The organism is Paraburkholderia sp. D1E (genome assembly GCF_052682275.1).
In genome coordinates this window covers 2,913,856-2,938,050 of record NZ_JBQYMB010000001.1, presented here as the reverse complement: position 1 = coordinate 2,938,050, position 24,195 = coordinate 2,913,856, and the positions used below count along the sequence as shown (strand labels likewise).

Genomic DNA, 24,195 nt, shown 5'->3' with positions numbered 1-24,195 from the left:
GTGTTCCTCTCTAACGAGGCAGGCGCTTGAGCGCCGCAATGGTTCGACTGATCTGTTCCGGCTCATGCGTCGAACAGATGAAAAACCGCAAACGCGCCGCCTTTTCTTCAACAGCGGGATAGAAAATCGGCTGCACGTTGATGCCTTCCGCAAACATCGCGTTGGCCCACTGCGCCGCCTTCAGGGTGCTACCGGTAATAATCGGCACGACCGCATAGCCCGCGCTTTTACCGGTGTCGAGACCGGCGGCCCGCGCCTCGTCGAGAAACTGTTTGCCACGCGCGCGCAGCAGCGCCACCCGCTCCGGTTCGGCAATCAGTCTTTCCAGCGCGGCAAGCGACGCTGCCGCCAGTGCCGGCGCGAGGCCCACGCTATACAGAAAGCCGGGCGCGAGATGCCGCAAGATATCGATCAGCGCCTGGGAGCCGGCGATAAACCCGCCGCACCCCGCCAATGTTTTGCTGAGTGTACCCATCCAGATATCGACATCGCCGCTCGCCACGCCGCAATGCTCACGAACGCCCTTGCCCCGTTCGCCCAGCACGCCGAGCGAGTGTGCTTCGTCAACCATCAGAAACGCGGCATGCCGGCGCTTGATGTCGACGAACTGCGCCAGATCGGGAATGTCTCCGTCCATGCTGTACAGGCCTTCGATCACAATCAGCACACGCCGGTAATCGTGCCGTACGCGTGCGAGCAATGCGTCGAGCGCCTGCCAGTCGTTGTGCGGAAAGCTCAGCCGTTTCGCGCCGCTCAATTGTGCGCCTTGCACGATGCTGTTGTGCGCAAGCGAATCGTGCACGATCAAATCGCCGGGACCGAACAGCGAACCGATCACCGTCACGTTGGTCGCATGGCCGCTCACGAACACGACGCAATCGTCCACCTCGTACAACGCGGCGAGCGCCGCTTCGAGTTCGCGCTGCACGGGCCGTTCGCCCGCCACCATCCGGCTCGCCGATGCCGACGTGCCGTAGCGGTCGATCGCCGCTTTCGCGCGCGCGGAAACGAGCGGATCGCCGGCGAGACCGAGATAGTTATAGTTCGCGTAGTTCAGATACTCCGCGCCGCCGATCTGCGTGGTCGCGCCCGCAATACCTTCGTGCACGCGAAAAAACGGCGACTGCACCTGCAGCTTCTCGCCCATCTGCCGCATTATTTCGACCTGCTGATAACCCGGCATGGTCTCAAAGCGGCACAGCGCAGCGCGCGAAGCGTCCTGAGCCGCGCGCGTGCCGCCGGCAGGCAACGGCGCGCCCGGCGTCTGCGCCTCTTCGGAGACGCGTTCCAGTTGCCGCATCAACGCCTTCGCGGCGAGTTGCTGGCGGATGTGATCACCCAATCCCATGCTATTCAGATAACCCTGTGAGGTGCCGGCCTGATGTCGATATCAAGCCGGAAATTCGGCCCATTCCCACGCGTCGCGCGTGGCGAGCAGTTCGGCAACCAGCCGGTAGTTCATTTCATGACTCGGCCGCAATGCGGTGACGCGACCGAGCAGCGGCGCGCCGGCCATCGCCATGTCGCCGACCAGATCCAGCACGCGGTGCCGCACAAACTCATCGGGCACGCGCATACCGCCCAGCACGCGGTTACCGACAATCGCAGCGGTGCACGATAGACGCGCGCCACGCAGAATCGGCATGCCGCGCACGTAGCCAGCGAGAATTGCGGGGATCGCCCATTTGACCCGTCCATATGAACGCGACGGAGCGATCTCTTCGGCAAAACTCGCGGGCGTTACCGCGCCATCCCAGTGCAATGCGCCGAACCCTTTGAGGTCGTTACGCACAGCCATTTCATAAGCGGACGACGGCTCGATCGAGATGCTGCGTGCGTCGCGCGTGCCTTCGCCGTCGGCAATCTTCACAGCCCGCAGCACACGAATGAAGCGCTTGGCATGCGGCAATTCGATTCGTCCGCAGGCACGGATCGCGTCGATCCAAGGCTGAGCGCTGCCGTCCAGAATCGGGACTTCTTCGGCATCCAGTTCGACGGTCGCGCGATCGATTTCGCAGGTCAGCAGCGAGGCCAGCAGATGCTCGACGGTGCGCACGCGGACGCCATCTGCATTTTCGAGCATCGTGCAAAGCGGCTGGCCGCGGCGCAACGCCGGACTCACCGCGAGCTCGGCCAGCACGCCGGCGCCCTGCATGCGCCGGAATACGATGCCGCGCGGGCTATCGGTTTCGGCCGGGAGGATTCGCACGTTCACGCGCCGCCCGGTATGCAGACCGTGACCGCTTAACGCCAGCGGTCGCGCGAGCGTTCCTTCGCGGCAGCTCCAACCTGCGGGCGCGTTCATCAGACGAGCTCCGTCGCGGCTTGTGTCGAGACCGGTGTTGTGGTGTCCGCCCGCCCCGACAACGCACCGGCGACATCGGCCAGCGCATGCGTGCCGACATCGAGCGCATGTTGCGCGGCGAATGTGGCCACCTGAGCCGCGACGCCATTCGGCTCGGCGGCCTCGTTCTGCGTCTGAATCGACTCGACAATCCGTTGCGCCAGCGAATGCACCGTTGCGCCTTCGGCCATCGTCATGATCGACAGCTTGACCTGGAAGCTCTCTTCAACAGCCATGCCGAGCTCCATGCCCATCAGCGAATCCATGCCCATGTTGAGAATCGAACGGCCGGTTTCGATTTTTTCCGGCGACATATGCAGGATGCGCGCGATCTGTGCCTGCAAGGTTTCTGCGACCAGTTGCAACGCATCCGCGAATGCCAGTCCGAGAATCTGGTCACGCATCTGCGCGCCGCCCTGACGCGCCGGTTCGTGACTGCCGCGCGCATGCATGTCCGTGTAGCGGCGAGCGCGCGCGGCCGGCATGCCGAGCGAAAGCGCCTGCCAGTCGAGCCGTACCACCGCTTCGCCCACGTTCATGTCGACAATCGCACGTTCCAATGCAGCAAGCGCTTCGGCCGACGTGATCGAGAGGCCGCCGATGCGTGCCTGCAGCGCTTCACGAGTCTCCGCATTGCGTGCGAGGAAACCGACGTCGTCCAGCGGGCCCCATGCCATGTAGGTGCCCGGCAAACCGGCCGCGCGGCGTTGGGCAACCAGCGCCTCGAGGAAGGTATTGGCCGCCACATAGCTCGACTGCCCCGGATTGCCGAGGAAAGTCGTTGCCGATGAATAGACCACGAAGAAGTCGAGTGTCATGCCACGCGTGGCGCGGTGCAGGTTCCATGCGCCGGCCAGCTTCGGTGCGAGCACCGCGGCGAAACGTGCGTCGTCCAGGTTACGCACGAGGCCGTCGTCGATCACCATCGCCGAATGGAGCACGCCCTTGAGCGGTGTGCCGCGCGCGGCGATATCGGCGAACACTATGTCGAGCGCGGCTGCGTCGGTGACATCGCAGGCCGCTGTGTACACCTGTGTGCCATTTTCTTCACGCCAAAGCGCGGCCTCTGCGGCGAGTTCCGGTGCGAGCGTGCCTGAACGGCTCGCAAGCGTCAGATGTCGCGCGCCGCACGACATCATCCAGCGCGCGGTGGCGAACCCAAGCCCACCCGTACCGCCGACAATCAGATATGCCGCTTTCGGATCGAGTCGCAGCGTGTCAGCGCCGTCCGTCACGCGCGACGGATTCGGTGTGCCGGCCGGATACGTCACGAGGATCTTGCCGATCTGACGCGCCTGCTGCATATGACGGAATGCTTCCTCGACCCGTTCGGCCGGGAATGCGCGATACGGCAACGGATGCAGCACGCCGTCCGCAAACAGTTGCATGACCTCTTCGAACAGACGCGCGGTCAGATCCGGCAGTGCGCTCATCAACTGGTCAGCATCGATGCCGAAATAGCTGATGTTGTTGCGGAACGGCCGCAGACCAATACGACTGTTCTCGTAGAAGTCACGCTTGCCGAGTTCGAGAAAACGGCCAAACGGACGCAGCGTGTCGATGCTGCGCACCATCGCCTCACCAGCCAGCGAATTGAGCACGATATCGACGCCCGCACCTTGCGTGCGTTCGCGGATTTCATCGGCAAATGCAAGGCTGCGCGAATCGAACACGTGGTCGGCGCCGAGCAGGCGCACGAATTCGCGCTTCTCGCGGCTACCGGCGGTCGCGAAAACTTCCGCGCCCAGATGGCGCGCGAGCTGGATCGCGGCAATCCCCACGCCGCCCGCCGCGCCATGCACCAGCACGCGCTCGCCGCGGCGCAGTCGCGCCAACTCGCACAGCGCGTAGTACGCCGTGAAGAAGGTGGTCGGCACCGTGGCCGCTTCTTCGAACGTCAAACGTTCGGGCTTATGAGCGATGGCCTCGGCCTTCGTACGCACGTGGCTCGCGAACGAGGCCGGCGCGAAACCGAGCACCGCATCGCCCGGCACGAAACGCCGCACGTTCCGGCCGACGCGCGCGACGCGCCCCGACAGTTCCATGCCAATCGTCGCGCCGGCAAAGCCGTTTTCGACGGCCTCATCGGACAGCAAACCCATCGCGTACATCACGTCGCGGAAATTGAGTCCGGTCGCAACCGGCTCGATTTCGACTTCATCGGCGGCGAGTTCGTGTTGCGTGAGCGCGAACCATTCGAGATTGCGCAACGAACCGGGCGATGCAAAACCGAGCACCGCTGCTTCGTTCTGTGGACGTACCGCGGCAGATTCGCTGCGCAGTGCAGCGCTCGCCGCCGGCAACATGCGCGGCACGTAGCGGCCATGTGACGTGAGCAGCACTTCTTCTTCGCCGTCGGACGAAAGCAGTTCGTGCGCCAACTCGGCACCTGCCTCGCGGCACGCCGGAGACAGGTCGATCAAACGGCACGACAGTTCCGGATGCTCGTTGGCCAGCACACGGCCGAGCCCCCACATCGCGGCTTGCTCAGGACGCAGCGTCGCGGCATCGGCAAACGGTGTGGCGACCGGCGCACCGCCGCGTGTCACGATCCACAATTGCGGCTGCATCACGCCGGCAACCGCGGTGAGATCACGCACCAGTTGCGCCAGCGCGAGCGTGGTTTGCTGCTGAACGTGCATCACTTCCGCGCCATCCGCATCGGCGGACAGTGTGTGATCCGGCGCGACGAATACAACGTGATGCGGACGCCCTGCCGGCGCCTCAAGCTTGCTCATGTCGTGACGCAGCGCCGCGAGCGTACTGCTCGACGTCGTGTGGCCAGCGGCCCGCAAGGCAGCGGTCAGGGTCTCGTCGGCTGCGGTTTCCGCTGCGTACAGCAAGGACCAATGCGCTGACGGCGCCTGCGCTTCGCTCTCGTTGCCAGCAGAAGCGCCCGTACGCGGCTCGCGTGCAACGATCAGCGTCGGTGCGCCTTCGAGATCCAGACCCTGCTCCGTATGCCGTGCGACCTGTTCAAAGCCGGCTTCTTCGAGGTGTTTCGTCAACGCCACCGGCGAGAGCCATGCCGCGCGGCGCGCGTTGGCGTGCGCGGCGTCTGCGTCGAGATCGAACACGATATCGGCGAAGCGGCTATTGCGCGGCTCCGCGATCACCACCAACGCGCCCGGCGCAAGCCAGCCGCGCAGCGCGGCGAGCAGCGCGCGCGGCTCGTTCTGTGCGGCAAGCACGTGGCTCGCCACAACGATGTCGTAACGCTCGCCGGCTTCGATTCCAGACAGACGCGGCGCGTCGCCGAACTCGATGTTCGCGATGCGGATAGACGGATGCTCGCTCGCGTCGAAGCCACTCAACTGCTCATGCGTACCTGCAATCGTGTAGTCGCAGCGTGACACCGGCACGTGAATCGCGAGCGGTTGAAGCACGTCGCTCAAGGGCGAATCGAGTTCGAGCACGCGCAAGCGGCGCGGTTCGCTCCACCCTTCGATCGCGCGATGCAGGCAAGCACCGGTCAACGCATTGACATGCGCCCACGTTGGCGAAGCTTCAAAGAAGTGCTCGACCAGGCTGCTGCGCGAAGGCGGCAGGATCTGCGCGCCGCTCACTTCGCCGCGCAACACGGCGGGCAGCGCCGCGCCACAATGCGCGAGCAGGGTCAGTTCCGCCACGTGCGCGGGCGACTGCGCAAGCAGGTCGCGCCACAGTTCGTCGATGCCCGGGAGAGTTGCGCAGGCCGCGGCGTCTCGCACGAGACGCGTACCGTCGCGCTGCGCCAGACCATCTTCAACGACGATCTGCACGAGACGCGCCAGCAATGCGGGGTGTGCACAGTCCGGCAGCGCTGCTTGCGCAAAAACGTTCATCGCGTCGAGCGCGTTCAATGCGTACGCGCTGGCGAGCACGTCGAGCAGCGGCAGCATTTCGGTCAGATGGGCCTGCCGGCGCGGCTGATCTTCCTGCGTTACCAATGCCCCCACGCCGTCTTCGAGCAATGCAGCCGGCTCGGGCAACATGTGTGCGTCGAGGTCGGCGGCAAGTGGCCTCGCTTCGGCGACATACGCATAACGTGCAGGCGCATGCTGGCGACGTCCCATCAGATCGACCCGGCGGAAACGGCACGCGCCGAGCCGCGCCACGATCGCGCCATGCGCGTCGGCAAATTCGAACGATGCCACCACCGAATGCGGACTGCGCCGTTCGATCCGGGCGACCACGTAGCGAATCGCGTCGCCGCGCAGATAGTCGATGCGTCCAATTTGCACCGGCACATACGCAGCGTGTTCGATTTCAGCCTGATCCGCTGACGCAAGCAACGCGAACAGCGGATGGAAACCGCTGTCCATCAATGCCGGATGAAGCGCATAGGCGCTCAGTGCGGCTTCGGTTTGCGCGAGTATGGCGGGGACTTCCAGTTCCGCAAGCGCAATGTCGGCGTCCGTGTCGACGTGCACTGCGCGCACCCATTGGAATGCGGGGCCATAGCTCAGGCCGATCGCTGTGGTGTTTGCATACAGCGTTGCGCCGGACATGGCCGGCTGCGCGAACAGGTCGGTGAGCGTGGTGGCCGGCAGTGTGCCCGCGCCGCCTTCCGTGCCCAGTGCGCAACCGCTCGCCAGCAAACGGCCGGTGACGTTGAGCGACCACGCTTCGTCGGACATGCGGTCGCGTGTTTCGATCGTGAAGCTCGCGGTGCGCACATCGACCGTGAAGCGGAACAGTTTCGAATGCTGCGGCTGGAATACGACCGGCAGACGGATTTCGAGGTTCTCGACCGCGCAGCTTTGCGTGCCGAAATGCACGCGCGCGGCCGCCAGCGCCATTTCGACGTAGCCCGCGCCCGGGAACGCTACGCCGCCATCGACCACATGATCGGCCAGCATAGGCAGGCCGGCCGGATCGAGCTGATTTTCCCAGGCGAGCGCGTGCTCGCTAAGACGGTAGCCGAGCAGCGGATGTTCGCGGCGACGATTGACCAGGTTATAAGCCTCGGCGGTCGGGCCGACCCAATAACGTTCGTGCTGCCACGGATAGGACGGCAGCGCCACGCGCGCGCTCAACGGCGCGAAACGTTCGGCGTCGACGCGCGCGCCATTCGCGAGTGTCGCGTAGATCGCGTGGTGCAGCATCTGCGCGCTGTCGTGATTGCGCTTGAGCGTGGGCAGCGAGCGGCCGCTGACGCGGGCCTCGTCGAGCGTCTGCGTCACATAGCTGCGCAGAATCGAATGCGGGCCGACTTCGAGGAACAGGCGCACGCCCGTCTGGGCGATCTGCGCAACGGCATCGCCGAAACGCACTGGTTCGCGAATATTGCGCCACCAGTAGTGCGCATCGAGTTCGGTGCCCGCGAGTTCGGCGCCTGTGACGGTCGAAACGAAGCTACGTGTTGCGGCATTCGGCGCGAGATCGGCGAGGCCCTGCAGCACGCCCGGCTCGATCGGGTCCATCTGACAGCTATGGAACGCGTAGTCCAGTTCCAGCATCTGGAAGAAACGGCCGCTTTCCTTCACGGCGGCTTCGAGCACCTGCAACGCGCCGAGCGGGCCGGCCAGCGTGACCGCCTGCGGGCTGTTGACACCGGCGACTTCCACCGCGGTGTCCACGCCGAGTTGCGCCATCAGCGCGCGCATGGCGGCTTCGCCGAGCCCGGCGGCGGCCATGCGGCCCGTGCCGCGCGTGCTTGCCTGCGCGCGGCTGCGAATCTTGATCACATGGACGGCCTGCGCCAGCGTCAGCGCACCCGACGCCCACGCCGCGGCGACTTCGCCGACGCTGTGGCCGAGGCACACGTCATAGCCGACACCACGTGCTTCAATGACACGCACTACGCCCACCTGGATCGCAAACAGCAGCGGCTGCGCGTGCTCGGTGGCTTGCAGCGTGGTGGTGGTAACGCCTTCGCGCAGCACCTCGACCAGCGAGGCACTGCCGTCGGCGCGCCACAACGCGTCGAGTTCATCGAGCGCGGCACGGAACACCGGCTCCTGTTCGAGCAATTGCTTGCCCATGCCGGCCCACTGCGAGCCGTTGCCGGAGAACACCAGGGCGAGACGGGTATCGTCGCCCGGGGTTTCACCCTGCACGAATGCCGGTTCTGTGTGATCCGACGTCGGGTCGGCTAGCACGGCAAGCGCGGCGCGCGCCTCGGCTGGCGTCGCCGGCGCGATGATCGCGCGGTGCTTGAGCCATTGGCGGCGGTGCGCCGCGTTCGATGCCAGGGTGCTCCACGGCGTGCCGTTATCGAGCATCGACAGATAGCGTGCGGCCAGCGCGGGCAGCGCGGCTGCGGTGCGAGTCGAGAGAATCAGCGGCGGCAGTGCCTGTGAGTCGTTTTCGGTTCGCGCGATGGCGCCTGCTGCCGGTGCTTCCCGCAACACGACGTGCGCATTGGTGCCGCCAAAACCGAACGAATTGACGCCGATCACCAACGGCTCCGTGCCACTGTCGAGCGGCGTCAGCCGGTCTACAACACGCAAGCGGCCACCCACGAAATCGATCGCCGGATTCGGCGTTTCGAAGTGCAACGTCTTCGGCACAGCACGGTGCTTCAGGCACAGAATCGCCTTCATCAGCCCCGCCATACCCGAAGCCGTTTCGAGGTGGCCGACGTTGGTCTTCACGGAGCCGATCAACAGCGGTTGATCGACCGCACGCCCCGCCGATGCGACTTCCATCAATGCGCGCGCTTCGATCGGATCGCCGACCGCCGTGCCCGTACCGTGTGCCTCGACATAGGCGAGCGAGCGCGGATCGACACCCGCGCGTTCGTAGACCGTGCGCAGCAATGCCGCCTGCGTCGCCGCGCCCGGCACGCTGATCCCGCCTTGCGAGTAGCCGTCCGAGTTGACGCCCGAACCGGCGATCACCGCGTGAATCGTGTCGCCGTCCGCCAGGGCGCGCTCGAGCGTCTTGAGCATCACCAGCGCGCCGCCTTCCGAGCGCACGTAACCGTCGCCGGTCGCGTCGAACGCGCGGCAGCGCCCGCGGGGCGACAGCATCGACGCTTTAGAGAACGTCACGAAGCCGAACGGATGCAGCAGCAGATTGACGCCGCCCGCGAGCGCCACCTCGGCGTCGCCCGATTGCAGCGTCTGACACGCCTGATGCAAGGCGACCAGCGACGACGAACACGCCGTATCGACCGATACGCTCGGCCCGCGCAAATCGAACAGATAGGACAGACGGTTGGACGCGATGCTGAGCGTATTGCCGGTAGCCGAATACGGATCTACGGCATTCAAGTCGTCGACGAAACGATTGCCATAGTCCTGGCTCGCGACGCCGATATAGACCGCGCAATTGCTGCCTTCCATGTCACGCGGGCGCACGCCCGCATCTTCGAAGGTTTCCCATGCGAGTTCGAGCAACAGGCGTTGCTGCGGATCCATCTGCTGTGCTTCGCGCGGCGAAATGCCGAAAAAGGCGGCGTCGAAACCAGCGACATCGTCGAGCACACCCGCTGAAAACGTATAGCTTTTGCCTGCTTCGCGCCTGGATGGGTGCTGATAGAACTCCGTGCCGAAACGGTCCGCCGGAATTTGCGTGACCGCGTCTTTTTCGTCGCGCAGCAGCGCCCAAAAATCATCGGGGCTCTCAACATGGCCCGGAAAGCGGCAGGCCATCCCCACAATTGCAATCTGTTTGGTCATTGTTCTGTACTCGGGTGCAACGTGCGCGCCAATACCCCGCTCGGCAAACCCGGATCAAGTGCTCGAATCAGGGCCAGGCCGAGGTCTTCGGCGCGCAATGCTTCATTCCTGGCGGGCGCTTCGCCGTAATTGCGCCAGATAAAATAGTCGCTTCGAGCCGGTTCGCAACCGAGCTCGCTGAATATGTGTGGCAGCGCCGGCACGTGATCGCCATAGAAGCACACCACCGTATCACGGCGCCGCGAACGCAATTCGTTGAACAGACGCCCAATCATGGCGTTTGCGTTGGCGAGATGACGCAGATAAGCGGTTAAATCGTGCCAGCGGACGTCGTCGCCGAGCGTGTGAAATGCCGCGCCCTCGCCTGCCTGAACGGATTCCAGATGCAGGGGGCCGTGGTTTTCCATCGTCATGGCGAAGATGAAGGCGGGCTTGTCGCGCGGTTCGTCTAATGCCTGGATAATCGACTCCGCCACCGCCATATCGGCGACGTACGGACCGGCGCGCTGAGCATCGGCGAACGATTTGATGTCGAGAAAGCGGTCGATCTGAAGATGTTTGAAAGCGCGTTCGCGACCGAAGAAATCCGCGTAGTACGGGTGAATTGCCTGGGTTTGATAGCCGCCCCGTTTGAACCACGAAGCGAGCGACGTGCAGGCGCGCCGCACGAATGCGTACGGATAGAAGCGCGCATAGCCGAGCTGCGTTTGATCGATGCCGGTCAGCACCGCGAACTCCGTGCGCATTGTATTGGCACCCCATGCGGGCACCGTCAGTTCGCCGTACTGGAAGGACTCGCGGCGTGCGGTGTCGAAGTGATGCAGGATGGCCGGGGCGATCAATTCAGTAAGGCGACGCGCGTCGAAGAACGATTCGCTCTGGATCAGGATCACGTCGGGCGTCGATCGCGACGCACCTGTGGCGAAGGGCCCCGCGGCCAGCGCGTCGCGCAATTGACGCGGCGTAGCCGGTTTCATACCGTTCAGCAGATAGGCGATGAAGACGGCGAAGAAACCGTGACGCTTCTGGTCATCGGACGGATTCAGTGTGAGGGGTAAGCGTGCGGCGAGCAGGTAGGCAGCGGCGAGGCAGGTGGCGGCAGCGATGATGACAGCGCCGAATGGCCTGCTGGCCATTGGCGTGTCCGCGACGAAACCGCCGATCACCACGGCGATGCCAACCACGATCGCTGCCACCGTCCCTGCGCTGAGAAACGGCAAGTACAGACGCGGATGCGCGAATAGCTGACTAAAGAGGCTGAGATCGGTGAAGACAAACGGCTCGCGCAGCGACGCATATTTTGCATTGCTCACACCGGCAAGCAAGGCGACCAGCGCAATTGCGACAAATGCGGAAAACCTGACGCGCCCCGTGACCAGCAACACGCACAGACAGATGAAAGCGATTGCGGCCACATGCAATGCAAAGGCGATCGGCGAGCGGCGCAACGACGCGCGCGGCACCGCGATCGCTTCGGGCAGAAGCGCGAGGCCGGCAGCGATTGCGAAGCTGAGCGCGAGCGTCGTTTCCACTCAGCGTTCCTCGCGTGGCAGATAGGACAGTCCGCCTAGAATCGCATCGGCCATTACGGCGGGCAGCAGCGGCAGAAGGCGCATGCCGAACGCGAGCAAGCTTGGGAAAGCGATTTCCGCGCGCCCTACTTTCAGTTTGCGCTGGATGTGCTGTGCGGCTTTGTCGGCCGACCAGAGGAACGGCTTGTCGCCGGGGAAGACGTCGCTCATGGCCGTCTTCACGAATCCGGGTAGGACGATCGACACGCGGATGCCATCGCGCGACAGGATCGGGCGGACTGAATCGCCGTAGGCTTTGATCGCTGCCTTGCTGGCGCAGTAGGCCGGCGAGATTGCCATGCCGCGTAGCGCGGCAAGCGAACTGATCAGTGCGATCTGACCATTGCGGCGCGGGCGCATGCGGGCGATGACCGGAAGGACCGCGTGCATCGCGCCGTAGAAGTTGGTGTCGACGATGGCGGCCGTGCGTTCGAGTTCTTCCCAGTCTTGCGCGGACGCGAGCGTGCTGGCCGCGCCGGCGTTGGCGATGAGTAGGTCGATGGGATGGGTGTCGTCGAATTGGTGCAGCCAGGTTTGCATCGCCTGAGCGTTGCGCACGTCGATCAGGCCGGTTTTGACTGATGCGCCTTTTGCGCGGCAGGCTTGGGCTGAAGCTTCCAGACGTCCTTCGTCTCGGCCGATGAGACCGAGCACCACGCCAGGCGCCGCGTACGCCAGCGCGAGCGCGCGGCCGAGCCCCGCGCTCGCGCCGGTGATCACAATGTGGCGCGGGACGGCGTTAGGCATGCGCGGCGGCCTCGAGACGCTGCACTGCGCCAGCGGTTGCCATGGCAATGCCGGTGCGGGTGTAGAAATCGCCGTTTATTTGGGTGTGGTGGACGACGTAGTCCAGAAAGGCTTGATACAGATGCATGTCCGGCTGCTCACCGTGCTGCCAGAAATCGTCCAGCGTGCCTTGCCAGGTCAGACCCGGCATGCTGTAGATCGCCGTGCCGAGCGCGATTAGCGGACGGCGGTGATGCAGTGCGGACAAACCGACCGTGCTGTTGACTACAACCGCGCCGCGCGCGTGATCAAGAAGCGTCGGCAGATGGCCGGCGTCGATGAAACGCAGGCGATCCGCGATGCCGAGCTCGCGTGCAAGCTGTTCGGAATGACGGCGGTAGTCGATCAAGCCCGTGTCGAGGGGGTGGTTCTTGATCACAAGCCAGCTATCGGCCGGCGCGTGCTGCGCGAATGACCTGAGTACTTTTGTTATTGCTTCACGCACACCATCGAACGGCGAATGGACGACGATCTGCGCGTCCGAATTCAATTGCAACGGGAAGATGTAGTACGCGTGACCGGCTTCGAGCAGATCGCGAGTGACTTTATCGGAATCGCGATGATGCTGACGTTGACGCAATGCGCGGGCGGCAAGGCCCGAGTATTCGAAGAAACCGTTTCTCGGACGATGGCTCTGGTAGTGCGGGAAGCGCTTGGCGAACAATGTATTGGCACTGCGGTAGCGGATGTCGTGGAAAGCGCGTTCGTATAGGTTGTAGCCGGTGGGGTGGGCTAATGGGCTTGCGGGGGTATGGCGGCGTTGGTCGAGGTACCACGCGGGATCGCGGGGCAGTTTAGAACGGCCGTTTACGCCGTGACACTCCAGGGTCAACCAGTGTGGGCGGACATAACCTTCTTCGAATACATGTACGCGCAAGCCATTACTTTGCGCGACTGGATGCATGTGGCGGTGAATCTCGCGACAGTCACCGAACATTATTACGTCGGTAAAATTTCCGCTTTTTAATCTGTTGACATACCACTCAGTTAATGAAATTGATGGGCCGCGAAAATCCCATGCCCTGCCATTACCGGCATAAATCACATCACCGCCGCAGAAATTAACTCGGCGCACTGAGTGGCCACGTTCGCATAATGCTATGGCGAGTCGGCTAAAAAACGAGGAAGCCGTGCCTTGCAGAGCGAGAAAGGAGCGATGCATGTTGGAACGTCGATGCAACACAAGCCAGGCGGGCAGCGCACACGAAGCCGTGCATACTATCCGTAGCCGGGTAGCGATTCTGGGTTAGTCGGTTTTTCGTAGGCTCGAAGAATACAACATTACAGGAGTAAGACAAAGAAACTTACCAAAAAACGACGAAATTTCTGAAGAGGTGTTTGGTCTGCGTGGCGCAGACGATTCCGTATGGCTATAATCGGCCGCCCCCAGCGCTTTGGCACGACTGACAACTAATACTTAGGCATACCGCCCCTTTTTGCGGAGCGGGATTAAAGCAAGTATGGCAAAGATCGTCGAACGGAATACCCGGAAACGTTTGCGCAGGCACTCGAGGGCCGAATTCTGCAGTACGGCCCTTGCCACAGCTTTGTTTTGGCCAAAGCGGAGGGTCTTAAAGACCACATTAGCTTGGACGACACGTTGGAAACTGCATCTAGCAACCACACGACAAACCTCCCGATCAGGAAAAAACCAGATCTGATTGAGCGCGTAAAGAGGACTAACCGGCTCTTCATGCTAACGGTCGTCCTCCCCACAGCCATCTCCATCCTGTACTTCGGATTGGTAGCTTCGGACGTGTTTGTATCTGAGTCGCGCTTCGTGGTCCGAAGCCCGTCGCGCCAGGCCCAGACGAGCGTAATGGGCGCCCTGCTTCAAGGCACGGGATTCGCCCGCGCAGAAGACGATACGTATCCTGTCATTGACTTTATTCAGTCGCGCGACGCTTTACGTGAATTGAATCACGCCGACTACATTCGCAAAGCTTACGGTGACCACGGCGACTTCCTTAGCCGATTCCCCCGCACACTCGATGACAGTTTCGAGGGGCTGTGGAAATACTACGGCAAGCACGTAGTGCTAGTGGACTTTGACCCAACGTCCGCCATTGCTACGGTACAGGTTCGCGCCTTCACCGCCGAAGACGCGAAACAGATTAATGAATCGCTGCTCGAAATGAGCGAGCGTCTCATCAATCGCATGAACCAACGAGCCGCTTCTGACGCTGTTCAATTCGCCCAAGGTCAAGTCGACACAGCGGCGTCGAAGGCAAAGGATGCTGCGGCCGCTCTGGCAACCTTCCGAAATTCGTACACTATCTTTGACCCCGACAGGCAATCCGCGCTGCAATTGCAGCAGGTGACGAGCCTCCAGACTCAATTATTTGCGGCACAGACACAACTCGTTCAACTCGAGTCCATCGCGCCGCAAAATCCGCAGATAGCAATTCTCAAAACAAGCATTGCGACAATTCAAAAGCAGATAGATAGCGCGACTGGCGGCGTAAGTGGCGGGAAAAATTCGCTCTCCGACAAAGCCGCCGGATATGCACGCCTCCAGTTGGACGCCCAATTTTCTGATAAGCAACTCGCGTCCGCCTTGACCGCACTCGACAACGCAAAGGCGGAAGCCCAGCGCAAACAACTGTATCTCGAACGCCTTGTCCAGCCCAATCAGCCCGACGTCGCAATCGAACCGAAGCGGATCCGGGGAATACTGACGACTATCGTGTTGGGCTTCATTGCATGGGGCGCTCTAAGCCTGCTTATTGCGAGCATCCGCGAACATCGCGACTAGACGATTGATGGCAAACGAATCCTCAACGACACTCCAGCGCTCACTCGCGATCCAGGCCCGCGTGATCTACGCGTTGGTGATGCGCGAAATCATTACGCGGTATGGGCGCCACAACATTGGGTTTGCATGGCTGTTTGTCGAGCCGATGCTGTTCACGATCGGAGTCATGGCGCTTTGGAGCACCTTGCACGACATCTCTTCAAGCCATCATCTCAGCATCATGGCGTTCGCTATCACAAGCTACTCCACCGTGCTTGTCTGGCGAAATACTATTGGCAGATGCTCGCACGCGGTAGAGCCGAACGCGGCACTTCTGTTCCATCGTAACGTCAGGATAATTGATCTTTTTCTGGCACGCATCGTTCTAGAAATAGCCGGCATTACTTTGTCAATGGTCGTTTTGTTGACCCTTTGTGTGATTGCGGGGCTGATTCCAGCGCCGCAGGACATGCTCACAATGGCGGCCGGATGGGCATTGCTAGCTTGGTATTCTTGCGCAATGGCATTGCTGATCGGAGGTCTTAGTGAATACAGTGAAATGGTCGAACGCCTGTGGCATCCGATTTCCTACTTTCAGCTGCCTATTTCTGGCGCATTTGTCATGGCTAGTTGGTTGCCGCCAAAATTACGTGACATCGTGATGATTTTCCCCGTACCACATTGTGTCGAAATGTTCCGATACGGATACTTCGGCAACAGCATCACGCCCTACTACAACGTGCCTTATGTTTCGGTTATCTGCCTCGTTTTGACCTGGCTAGGTCTAGCCGTGGTCCGCAACGCCTCCAAACACGTGGAGTCGCAATGATTCGACTTCGGAACGTCACTAAGCGATATAGAGTACGCAGCGGTAAACGGGTCATTCTGAACAACATCAGCCTCAACATCAAAAAGGGTGAGCGAGTAGGAATTCTCGGCAAGAACGGCAGCGGAAAATCTACCCTCGTGAGACTAATCGGCGGATCGGAACTTCCATCGGCAGGAGTAATCGAGCGGGAAATGGCGGTGTCCTGGCCTCTTGCGTTCACCGGAGGATTCCAAGGCAGCCTGACTGGACTCGACAACCTGCGCTTCGTGTGCCGGATTTACAATGCCCCCTACGACGTCGCACTGCCGTTCGTGGAAAAATTCACGGACCTCGGCCAGTATTTACGAGAGCCCGTTAAGAAGTATTCGAACGGGATGCGTGCACGATTAGCGTTCGCAATGTCGATGGCGATCGAATTCGATTGTTTTTTGATTGACGAGGTGATTGCCGTAGGCGATTCCAACTTTCAACAAAAATGCCATGACGAACTGTTCGGCAAGCGCTCGGATCGCTCGATGATCATCGTTTCGCATGATCCGGGAATGATTAAAGAGCACTGCACTCGCGCTTGCGTACTGGATGGCGGAAATCTGCTTGAATTTCCAGATATCGACGCCGCGTACGAGCATTATGAGCGGCTGTGACATGTGGCTTATTCAGCGCCCATCTCGTGGGTTGAAAACTAACAAAGATTGAACGCGGCGCTTATTCGCGGCGATCTAGTCGTTTTTATTTAGTACACGGGCGATGGAGCACTAACGAGAAGACCCGCATCTTCTGTCTGCCCTAGCTTCTCAAACTACAACATGCGTGTATTGGTAGGCCGGTAAACGCCTAGCTTCCTTCGTCCAATAAGAGAAGGATATCCTGGAGAAGGTATGAAAGTGATGCTTGACGGTTATAACCTGCGGCTCGAGAAGGGTACCGGTGTAGCAACGTACGCGCGGAATCTGAGTTACTGCGCGCGTTCCCTCGGGTACCAGGTCAACGTACTGTACGGCAACTCCTCTTCCGGAAAAACATCTCCGCTCATGCGAGAGATCAATTTCTTCGACCCCCTGACGTCGAAGTCGGGGCCGATTTCCAAGTTCCTCCGAGAAGCGCGGGATGTTGCGCTGTCTCCTCGCGGCTACGATGCCCACGCCGTGCCCATAACAGGCGCCGTGGTCTCAGAAGGATTTACTTCGCGCCTTCCGTATTTCGACAACATCTGGAACGTACGCGATTTATTTCGTCGCGCTCACGATTCGTACTCTTACTGGAAAAAAATATTTCCAGTAAGAATGCCAGAAACTCCAGACATAATGCACTGGACCTATCCGTTGCCCATCAAGATCAAAGGGGCAAAAAATATCTATACGCTACACGATCTTGTGCCGCTACGCCTCCCCTACACGACACTCGATAATAAAAAAAGATACCTGAACCTTTGCAAGACGCTTGCCCGAGAAGCTGACCACATCGTAACGGTTTCAGAAACATCTCGAACCGACATCATCAACATGCTAGGTGTCGCCCCAGAGAAAGTGACAAACACCTACCAGTCAGTGCACGTTCACGAAAAATTCGCTAATAAACCTGCGGACGTTATCAAGCGTGAACTGGAGGGTGCATTCGGGCTATCGTTTAAAAATTACTTTCTCTACTACGGCGCCATTGAACCCAAAAAGAACGTTGGACGTCTGATAGAGGCGTATTGTGGAAGCGGCATTGACACTCCGCTGGTGATCGTCGGGGCCAAAGCCTGGAAAGCAGATCAGGAACTGCGCTTCTTTAGCGACAATCAGAATCTTCAGGTTGATAAAAGTTACGAAACGTCGTCACGTACTAAAATTCTGCGAATCGACTATGTACCCTTCTCTTTGCTGATTAGCCTCATCAAAGGGGCCAAGGCAACGCTTTTCCCATCGCTATACGAGGGATTCGGATTGCCAGTGCTTGAGTCCATGCTGCTCGGCACTCCGGTTCTTAGTTCCAATCTAAGTTCGATTCCGGAGGTCGCCGGGAAGGCAGCGATCCTCGTGAATCCATATGATACTCATGAAATCGCCGAAGCAATTCGCGCTCTCGATGTCGACGACATGCTTCGCCAACGCTTATCGAATGAAGGTACTTTGCGCGCATCGCTTTTCAGCGACAGTGCGCACCAAAAGAAGCTTAGCAACCTGTACGAGAGCTTGTTACACGGAAACCGATAAGAGGTCAGTAGGCACACGTTCTGTACACCGCGTAATGGGATATCTCCATTAAGAATTGAGCTCCCGTGCCACGACTAACCTATGTAGGTCGAACTTGCCTGCAAACTGCAAAACATTTTATTAACGAAAAGTATGAGTAAGTTAGATTCCGTTGCGACGCTCAAGGACGCACTTCGCCAACATTTTTCGCGCGTAGTTCTACCGATCTGGCAAGGACCTGGATTCAATAAAGACATGAGACTGCCATATGAGGCAGTCTCGGCATCGACTCACACTGTGGCGCCGGTATCTCGTTACCGGGCAATGGCCTGCGCCAGGCAATTGTTCGTTTTCTCGCAAGCTGGTGCTACACAGCATGCCCATATGTTGTTCGAATCGCTCATTCATCATTTCCGCAACCCCAATAACGATGGCTGGTTCTATAGCATCGACGCCGCTGGGCGCCCGTTGGACACGACAAGCGACTTGTACACGCATGCATTTATTATATTTGCGTGCGCAGAGTATGCCGCGCGATTTGCGAACTCCGATGCTATTCGCGTTCTCCATAGAACCAGCTCCATAATAGAGGATAAGTTCGGCGCGCAATCCGGAATGTTCAATGCGGCACTTGATGAACATTTCGGCGAGGTTGTTGGCACGCCAATTCAGAATCCACTGATGCATCTGACGGAAGCCTGGCTAGCCGCATACGAGACGACCGAAGACACAGCATTCTCTGACGCGCTATTGCGACTCGGCAATACGATCTCCGACAGCTTTGTCCAAAAAAATACGGGGTGCATCGCTGAGCTGCCGATCGGCATGTCGAATAACCGTATCGAACCTGGTCACCAATTCGAATGGTTCTGGCTGGCTAATCGCGCAGGACGAATTTTCGAAAATACAGGGCTAATCGAAAATTTGACGCGAGCGTTCATGTTCGCCCAAAGTCATGGCGTGGATCAGGCGAGTGGCGGGGTCTCAGCTGCGCTAGACGAAACAGGCGCAACTATCGATGCGACACAGCGTATCTGGGCGCAATCGGAATATCTACGCGCGCTCGCGATACGCGACGACGACGTATCAGCGGTCATCCTACTGGAACAGATGAAGAAATTCGAAACGCGATTTCTGCACTCTACCGGCTGGTTCGAATCAATGACGCCTACTGCGAAAATTATTCGCGAGGATATGCCGTCGACAACACCCTATCATCTGGCAACGGCGTACGCAGCGCTTTAGCCGTGTGTGCGGCAGCCTCTCTCTGGTCACGAGAGGCTGCTACTTCAGATTCACACTTGGTTCATTTTGGAAAGGTGACTGAAAACAGGTTCCGCAGGCTAGCCAAGTCACTTGGCGAAAACAAACCCCGGGACGGCACACGCCGGCCCTCTCGCGCAACTCTCGTTCCGAGCTGACAGAACTGTTCACTTCGCCCGTTACTAAGATCCACAAAATTGACCCACGACTCCTGCCGAAATCTTCTACAGACTCGCTCACGCTTATCGCCGGATTTTCCGCAGGCAAGCGTCTCAATTCCTGCCATCAAACCGATCATCATGCTATGAAAACGCGAGGTAATGAGTGCATCGGCAGACACAACCGCATCGATCAATATGTCGTAACCGAACCCATGAACATCTACGACCTCGACCGACTTGAAGTTGCTGCGTATGGGCGCCTCGTTCTGCGCGAACCACTGCACGTCCTCTATCGATTGCAATATGAATCTTATTGTGCCATCAGCGGCTGGGATTGTCTCAAACAACTCTTCAACACTGAATCCACCTGCTACAGCAAGTACGCGCGTTGAGTCACTTGCCAGCCCTGCACGCAACCGGACTTCCTCAGCGAAAGCGACGCTGAGATCCTCCGTCGCAACCAAGGGCGCGCCAAACCCGATCTTGCTGAAAACAAGGCTCGCCGTCTCCATGTCGCGCGTCGTCAGAAATCGAGCATCTTCCAGCGCCTTGGAGATGAAGCGCGTGGTAGTCACCGATACAATATCCTGCTGGTGCCCAATACCGACAACAAAGAAAGGCTTCTTATATTCTCTCGCTTCAAAACCAAATCGGAAATAATTTGCCGTGTTTTGAAAATCGATTCTTAATTCCGCATGATCCTCCAGGTCGTACAGGTAACCGCCCGGCCCCAGAACGACTATTTCAGCGCCAGCAACAAGCGTGCGATCGACGGCTGGATCAGCAATGACCCAGCGAAGATTTGGACACAAATCACTCAGAGTCCGGATAACCGCGGCCGCCATCAGGTTCTCGCCAGGATTTTCCGTCTGGCAAGCATTGATCATCAAGATGTAAGGTCTGTCGTCCTCTGCACTGGAGAGGTCTTTGTCGATGTTGTTGGGTCGAATCGGTCGGCCACCCAGTACTGCCGCGACCCTGTCCCATAGGAACCCTATGTGCACAAGTTCAGCTTCTGTGGCTGTGGGCAAGCCCGACCTTTTTGAACCACCGAGCACCACAAACACTTCATCGACCCAGATTACTTCGAAGGTCTTTAATTGTTCTATCCAGGACAACGCCAGCCTGCCTACGGAGTCTTTCGGCATAACGATCGCACAACTTCTCATATCCGCAATGTGCGAATACTCGAGAGGCAAACAGCGTGTGGCCACACCCTGTAGGCTATCCGGCGCGAGCACGTAGCTATACGAATCCTGCAGCGTCTTTACCCAACCAGCTGCTTTCACCCATGATGGATCGTCTGTCCACATACAATAGTCCTGTAAATTCAGTCCGTTTCGAGCAATTGTGGCGGTAAACTACCTTGTCAATCCAGCACGCGGAATACTTGCTCAGCGACCTCAACCGCCTTGATGCCAGTTAGGCACGGAACTCCGCGACCGCACTCACGATTGAGTTCGATGCCACATCCTATACAGGGGACCCATCGCGACATAATTACGCCCGCGCCCTCTTGTCCCCACTCTTCCCAAGGTACCGCCCCCATATGCAAGGATATGGTCGGAACTCCGCGATAGGCCGCCAGGTGCTTCGGGCCCGAATCATTGCCAACAAACACAGCGGCACCGCTCAGGACATGATCGAAGGCCTCAAAATTAGCCAGATGAAAAAGCGGCTTGAACTTGTCACCGATCCTCAACGACTGCGCGTCCACCCATTCTTTTTCGTGTGTATCCGCGAAAAAGACTACCGGAACGTGTCGCTCAGACGTGATCTGCTCAGCCAGTTCGATGTAGTTCTGAATGGGCCACTTTCGGGATTCCGTTCGAGCACCGCTGTGTAGAACCACGTACTTGCCAGATTCGAGGCCTAAGTCGCGTAATGTCTCAGCAGCGGTTGAACGGCCACTCATCTTCGGCACCTCGTCAGAAGTGGCAACAGAAACCGCCTCCAACAACGACCGAATCATGGCCCCTTGCGACAAAGCTTGCGACCTGTTGGCCCCAGTCGACGCACGTATTTCAACGCCGAGATTGAGCCAAGGGAATCTATCCGGAGAAAAGCCGACCTTATACCTGGCACCGGTAAGCTTCAGTATCGGTCGAGAATCCGCGCCCGGGCTTAAATCAATTGCAAGGTCAACAGCAGTATCCTGAAACTCTTGGATCAGTCGCTCCTGATTCGCAATTGACAATGTTCGACGCCGACTGATCTCGTTGTACGAGAAATCGATTTCCACAAGCCTGTCAACGATGCCCAACGATCGAAATAGGCCCGAGTTCGAACGACTGACGATACCGACAATTTCAGCGTCGGGAAAAAGCTCCCGTATCCGCGCAACGCCGCCGATTGAACATACCGCATCGCCAAGTTGATCCGGTCGAACAAAAACAACCCGATTGAATGGTCCTTGAAATGCCGAACGCTGAGCCGAATGAACTTGGGTCGGCCGTTCAGCCACCAGCGCTGCTGCATCCTTCATAAGCACTGAGGACTCAGGTGTCGACAACGTCGTGCCCAGCACCACCTGCGTTCGATGCGTAAAGTAACCGCTGGAAGCTTCCTCAAAATAGAGTTCGAGTGTCTTCACCCCTTTGGTTTCAAGACGGTCTACGTTAAACCAAATATTAAAGCGGTACTCGTAGTAAACGTGACCCGACGCATCACGCTTGACGAGGGGTTTTGGAGCAAGCTCTCGGCAAAGCGTCCGGCCGGAAATTCTCAACCTGCAGGCTACGACTTCCTTCGCAGAGGTGACATCGACTCGAACAGCAGAAACACCCAAACATAGCGGCAGTTGGCGTCCAGCATTCTCGACTTCGCCACTACCAATGCGACGTATACGGACACCCGCCTGTTGCAAACCCGAAGTGTCGTCGCTTCGCGAAGGAAGCAGCGACTCCACTATTTCGGGTATAACTTGTCCGCCTGAATACTCCGCTCGCGCGTCGTCCAAAGCGTAGAGTAGTTCGTTTATAAAATGATCCCCGACAATCGATCGCAATTCAGACGGCGAAGCGGTCCCAAGAATTTTCTCTTTTAATTCCGTGCCGTCAAATACCTCTGGTAGAAGTCGGAGGTATTCCGAAATACAAAACTCGCGCTGAACGTTATTTTCAGATGCGCGACGGAAACATTCAGCGGCCTCGGCAAAATTTCCGCAGGTCTTTTCCGTGATAGCAAGATCGACAAAAACTTCGCTGTATACGTTGCCTGCACGCTCACTCAGTGATCTAAAAAGAGTGAGAGCACCTGTCCAGTCTCCTGACTCTCGCAAAAGATTGCCTGCAATCCTGCACTCGGCAAAACTTCTGTTTGCTGCAGACAGCCAGTTTCGCAACACCACCGAAGCGACCATGCCTCTTTGCGGTCGAACCAGGTCAGCAACGTAACTTGCCGTTGCATCGCCGTGCACATAACGAGAACAGATAATCGCTACTAGCGCGTTCGAGACTGCGTCGATGACCTCGTGTTTCTGTTCGTATTCCGGATGAGAGCTGAGCAGCGTCCTGATTTTCTCAAAGACATGCGCGTGCGGCGCTCGCTCTCCGATACCGAACGGACGGAGGTCAATCGAGACGCCGACTTGAGCCATTGCAAGTCGGTACACAAGACCCGCAGGCCAAGGCGTGCTCCAGTATTGCCGTAGACTCAGAAATAGGTCGCGGGCCATTGCATTTGCAGCGCGCAGCAACCACGCCTGAACAAAAGACCGCTCGTCCTCGACGTCCAGAACCAGGATATCTTGCCAGTGGCGATTCCAGATCTCCGCCCAAGGCGTATGCTCGAAACGTTGTCGTGCGTACGCTTCAAGAAAAGCCTGGTTGTGAAAAGATTGAAATGAAGCAACGCTCGAAGCTATCTGGTCGATTTTTTCTGCGGCAGACCGAGCATCCCACACATCATAGGTAATCTCTTCAATCTTCAAAGCCGATGTATCTGACCGACGAGCAACGTCAGAGGGCACCTGGTGATCGGCAATCAACGCTTCCACAAAGTCGTGCAGAACTTTGTTGTCCGATACGATTGCCGTATCCACAGGCGCAAGGACCGACTGCCAGCGAGCCGAGTGATGACTATCGTCGCCGTGAAGCTCCAGAAACAAACCAGCGAGGGTTGTGAAAACACGCGCCTCCGGTAAATTTTCGATTTTTCCGGTTAGCAATCGGCGAATGCTAATAATAGAGTTTGCGCTTCGCCGCTGGTCAAATGTTAGCAATTCGGTTGTCAGCGCGCGAACAAGTGCACCGTCGATACCGTCCGACGGATGAAGTGCAGAAAGGCGTACCTGAGCAACATCCCGGGCAAGATCAAGGGATACTACGCGAAGGCTTTCTAGTTCCAAGGAGGCGCGGGCATCGCCCGAATCGGCAGAGCGCGAATAAAAGTCGCAAGCCGCTCGAAAATTACCGCTTATTTTCAAGAGATGACCGATTTGCAGCAAGATGTCTGCATCATTCGGGGTCGCTGCCAGCGCCTTCATATATGCAGCATAAGCGGCACCGTAATTGCCCGCCTCCTTGCTAACGTTGGCGAATTGCACCAGAAGGTCAAGTCGCTCTGGTCGAATCTGATAAGCCTTTTGATAATACGAAGCAGCCGATACCCAATCCTGCCGGCTTCGTGCCTCATCAGCCATTTTCACTACCCGACCGGGATTGTTCCCACCAAATTTCGATTTAGCCGGAAGGAACTCAAGCATTTTTCACCCTATAACTTT

The 24,195-nt window shown here is 58.8% G+C and carries 13 protein-coding genes; 5 read left to right on the top strand and 8 right to left on the bottom strand.

Translation table 11 applies throughout. From position 1 onward, the window contains the following. Positions 1-10: 10 nt before the first annotated feature. From ACUN0E_RS13200 to ACUN0E_RS13175, 6 genes are read right to left on the bottom strand one after another with little or no spacing between them, the layout of a single operon-like run. Positions 11-1,348, bottom strand: coding sequence for an aminotransferase class I/II-fold pyridoxal phosphate-dependent enzyme (locus ACUN0E_RS13200; RefSeq protein WP_445566851.1), 1,338 nt, complete (start codon positions 1,346-1,348; stop codon positions 11-13). A 42-nt stretch (positions 1,349-1,390) separates the two neighbouring features. Continuing rightward, positions 1,391-2,305, bottom strand: a complete 915-nt coding sequence (locus ACUN0E_RS13195; RefSeq protein ID WP_445566850.1) for a UDP-3-O-acyl N-acetylglycosamine deacetylase — start codon at positions 2,303-2,305, stop codon at positions 1,391-1,393. Continuing rightward, entirely contained in the window at positions 2,305-9,951 is a 7,647-nt protein-coding gene (locus ACUN0E_RS13190) for an SDR family NAD(P)-dependent oxidoreductase (protein ID WP_445566849.1), read from the bottom strand. The genes ACUN0E_RS13195 and ACUN0E_RS13190 overlap by 1 nt, the downstream gene beginning before the upstream one ends. Beyond that, positions 9,948-11,483 (bottom strand): LTA synthase family protein, encoded by a 1,536-nt coding sequence (locus ACUN0E_RS13185; protein ID WP_445566848.1) that lies wholly within the window; start codon positions 11,481-11,483, stop codon positions 9,948-9,950. Before ACUN0E_RS13185 ends, ACUN0E_RS13190 begins: the two co-directional genes overlap by 4 nt. Next, positions 11,484-12,269, bottom strand: coding sequence for an SDR family NAD(P)-dependent oxidoreductase (locus tag ACUN0E_RS13180; RefSeq protein WP_445566847.1), 786 nt, complete (start codon positions 12,267-12,269; stop codon positions 11,484-11,486). Then, complete coding sequence (locus ACUN0E_RS13175; RefSeq protein ID WP_445566846.1) at positions 12,262-13,470, bottom strand: capsule biosynthesis protein; 1,209 nt, start codon at positions 13,468-13,470, stop codon at positions 12,262-12,264. Before ACUN0E_RS13175 ends, ACUN0E_RS13180 begins: the two co-directional genes overlap by 8 nt. A gap of 426 nt (positions 13,471-13,896) precedes the next feature. On the opposite strand from ACUN0E_RS13175, the gene ACUN0E_RS13170 reads away from it, so the two are divergent. From ACUN0E_RS13170 to ACUN0E_RS13150, 5 genes are all read left to right on the top strand, one after another. Next, positions 13,897-15,063, top strand: a complete 1,167-nt coding sequence (locus ACUN0E_RS13170) for a hypothetical protein (RefSeq protein WP_445566845.1) — start codon at positions 13,897-13,899, stop codon at positions 15,061-15,063. A 7-nt stretch (positions 15,064-15,070) separates the two neighbouring features. Then, positions 15,071-15,871, top strand: coding sequence for an ABC transporter permease (locus tag ACUN0E_RS13165; protein ID WP_445566844.1), 801 nt, complete (start codon positions 15,071-15,073; stop codon positions 15,869-15,871). After that, positions 15,868-16,515, top strand: coding sequence for an ABC transporter ATP-binding protein (locus ACUN0E_RS13160; protein ID WP_445566843.1), 648 nt, complete (start codon positions 15,868-15,870; stop codon positions 16,513-16,515). The genes ACUN0E_RS13165 and ACUN0E_RS13160 overlap by 4 nt, the downstream gene beginning before the upstream one ends. 234 nt (positions 16,516-16,749) lie before the next feature. Then, on the top strand, positions 16,750-18,069 hold the full coding sequence (locus ACUN0E_RS13155; RefSeq protein WP_445566842.1) for a glycosyltransferase family 4 protein: 1,320 nt from the start codon (positions 16,750-16,752) through the stop codon (positions 18,067-18,069). Positions 18,070-18,201: 132 nt separating this feature from the next. After that, a complete protein-coding gene (locus ACUN0E_RS13150) occupies positions 18,202-19,293 on the top strand; it encodes an AGE family epimerase/isomerase (protein WP_445566841.1) in 1,092 nt (363 codons plus the stop codon). A 61-nt stretch (positions 19,294-19,354) separates the two neighbouring features. Here ACUN0E_RS13150 and ACUN0E_RS13145 read toward each other — a convergent pair whose 3' ends face one another. Both ACUN0E_RS13145 and ACUN0E_RS13140 read right to left on the bottom strand, forming a co-directional pair. After that, a complete protein-coding gene (locus tag ACUN0E_RS13145; protein ID WP_445566840.1) occupies positions 19,355-20,785 on the bottom strand; it encodes a polysaccharide pyruvyl transferase family protein in 1,431 nt (476 codons plus the stop codon). Between the two features lie 56 nt (positions 20,786-20,841). Then, complete coding sequence (locus ACUN0E_RS13140) at positions 20,842-24,177, bottom strand: glycosyltransferase family 9 protein (protein WP_445566839.1); 3,336 nt, start codon at positions 24,175-24,177, stop codon at positions 20,842-20,844. Positions 24,178-24,195 lie beyond the last annotated feature (18 nt).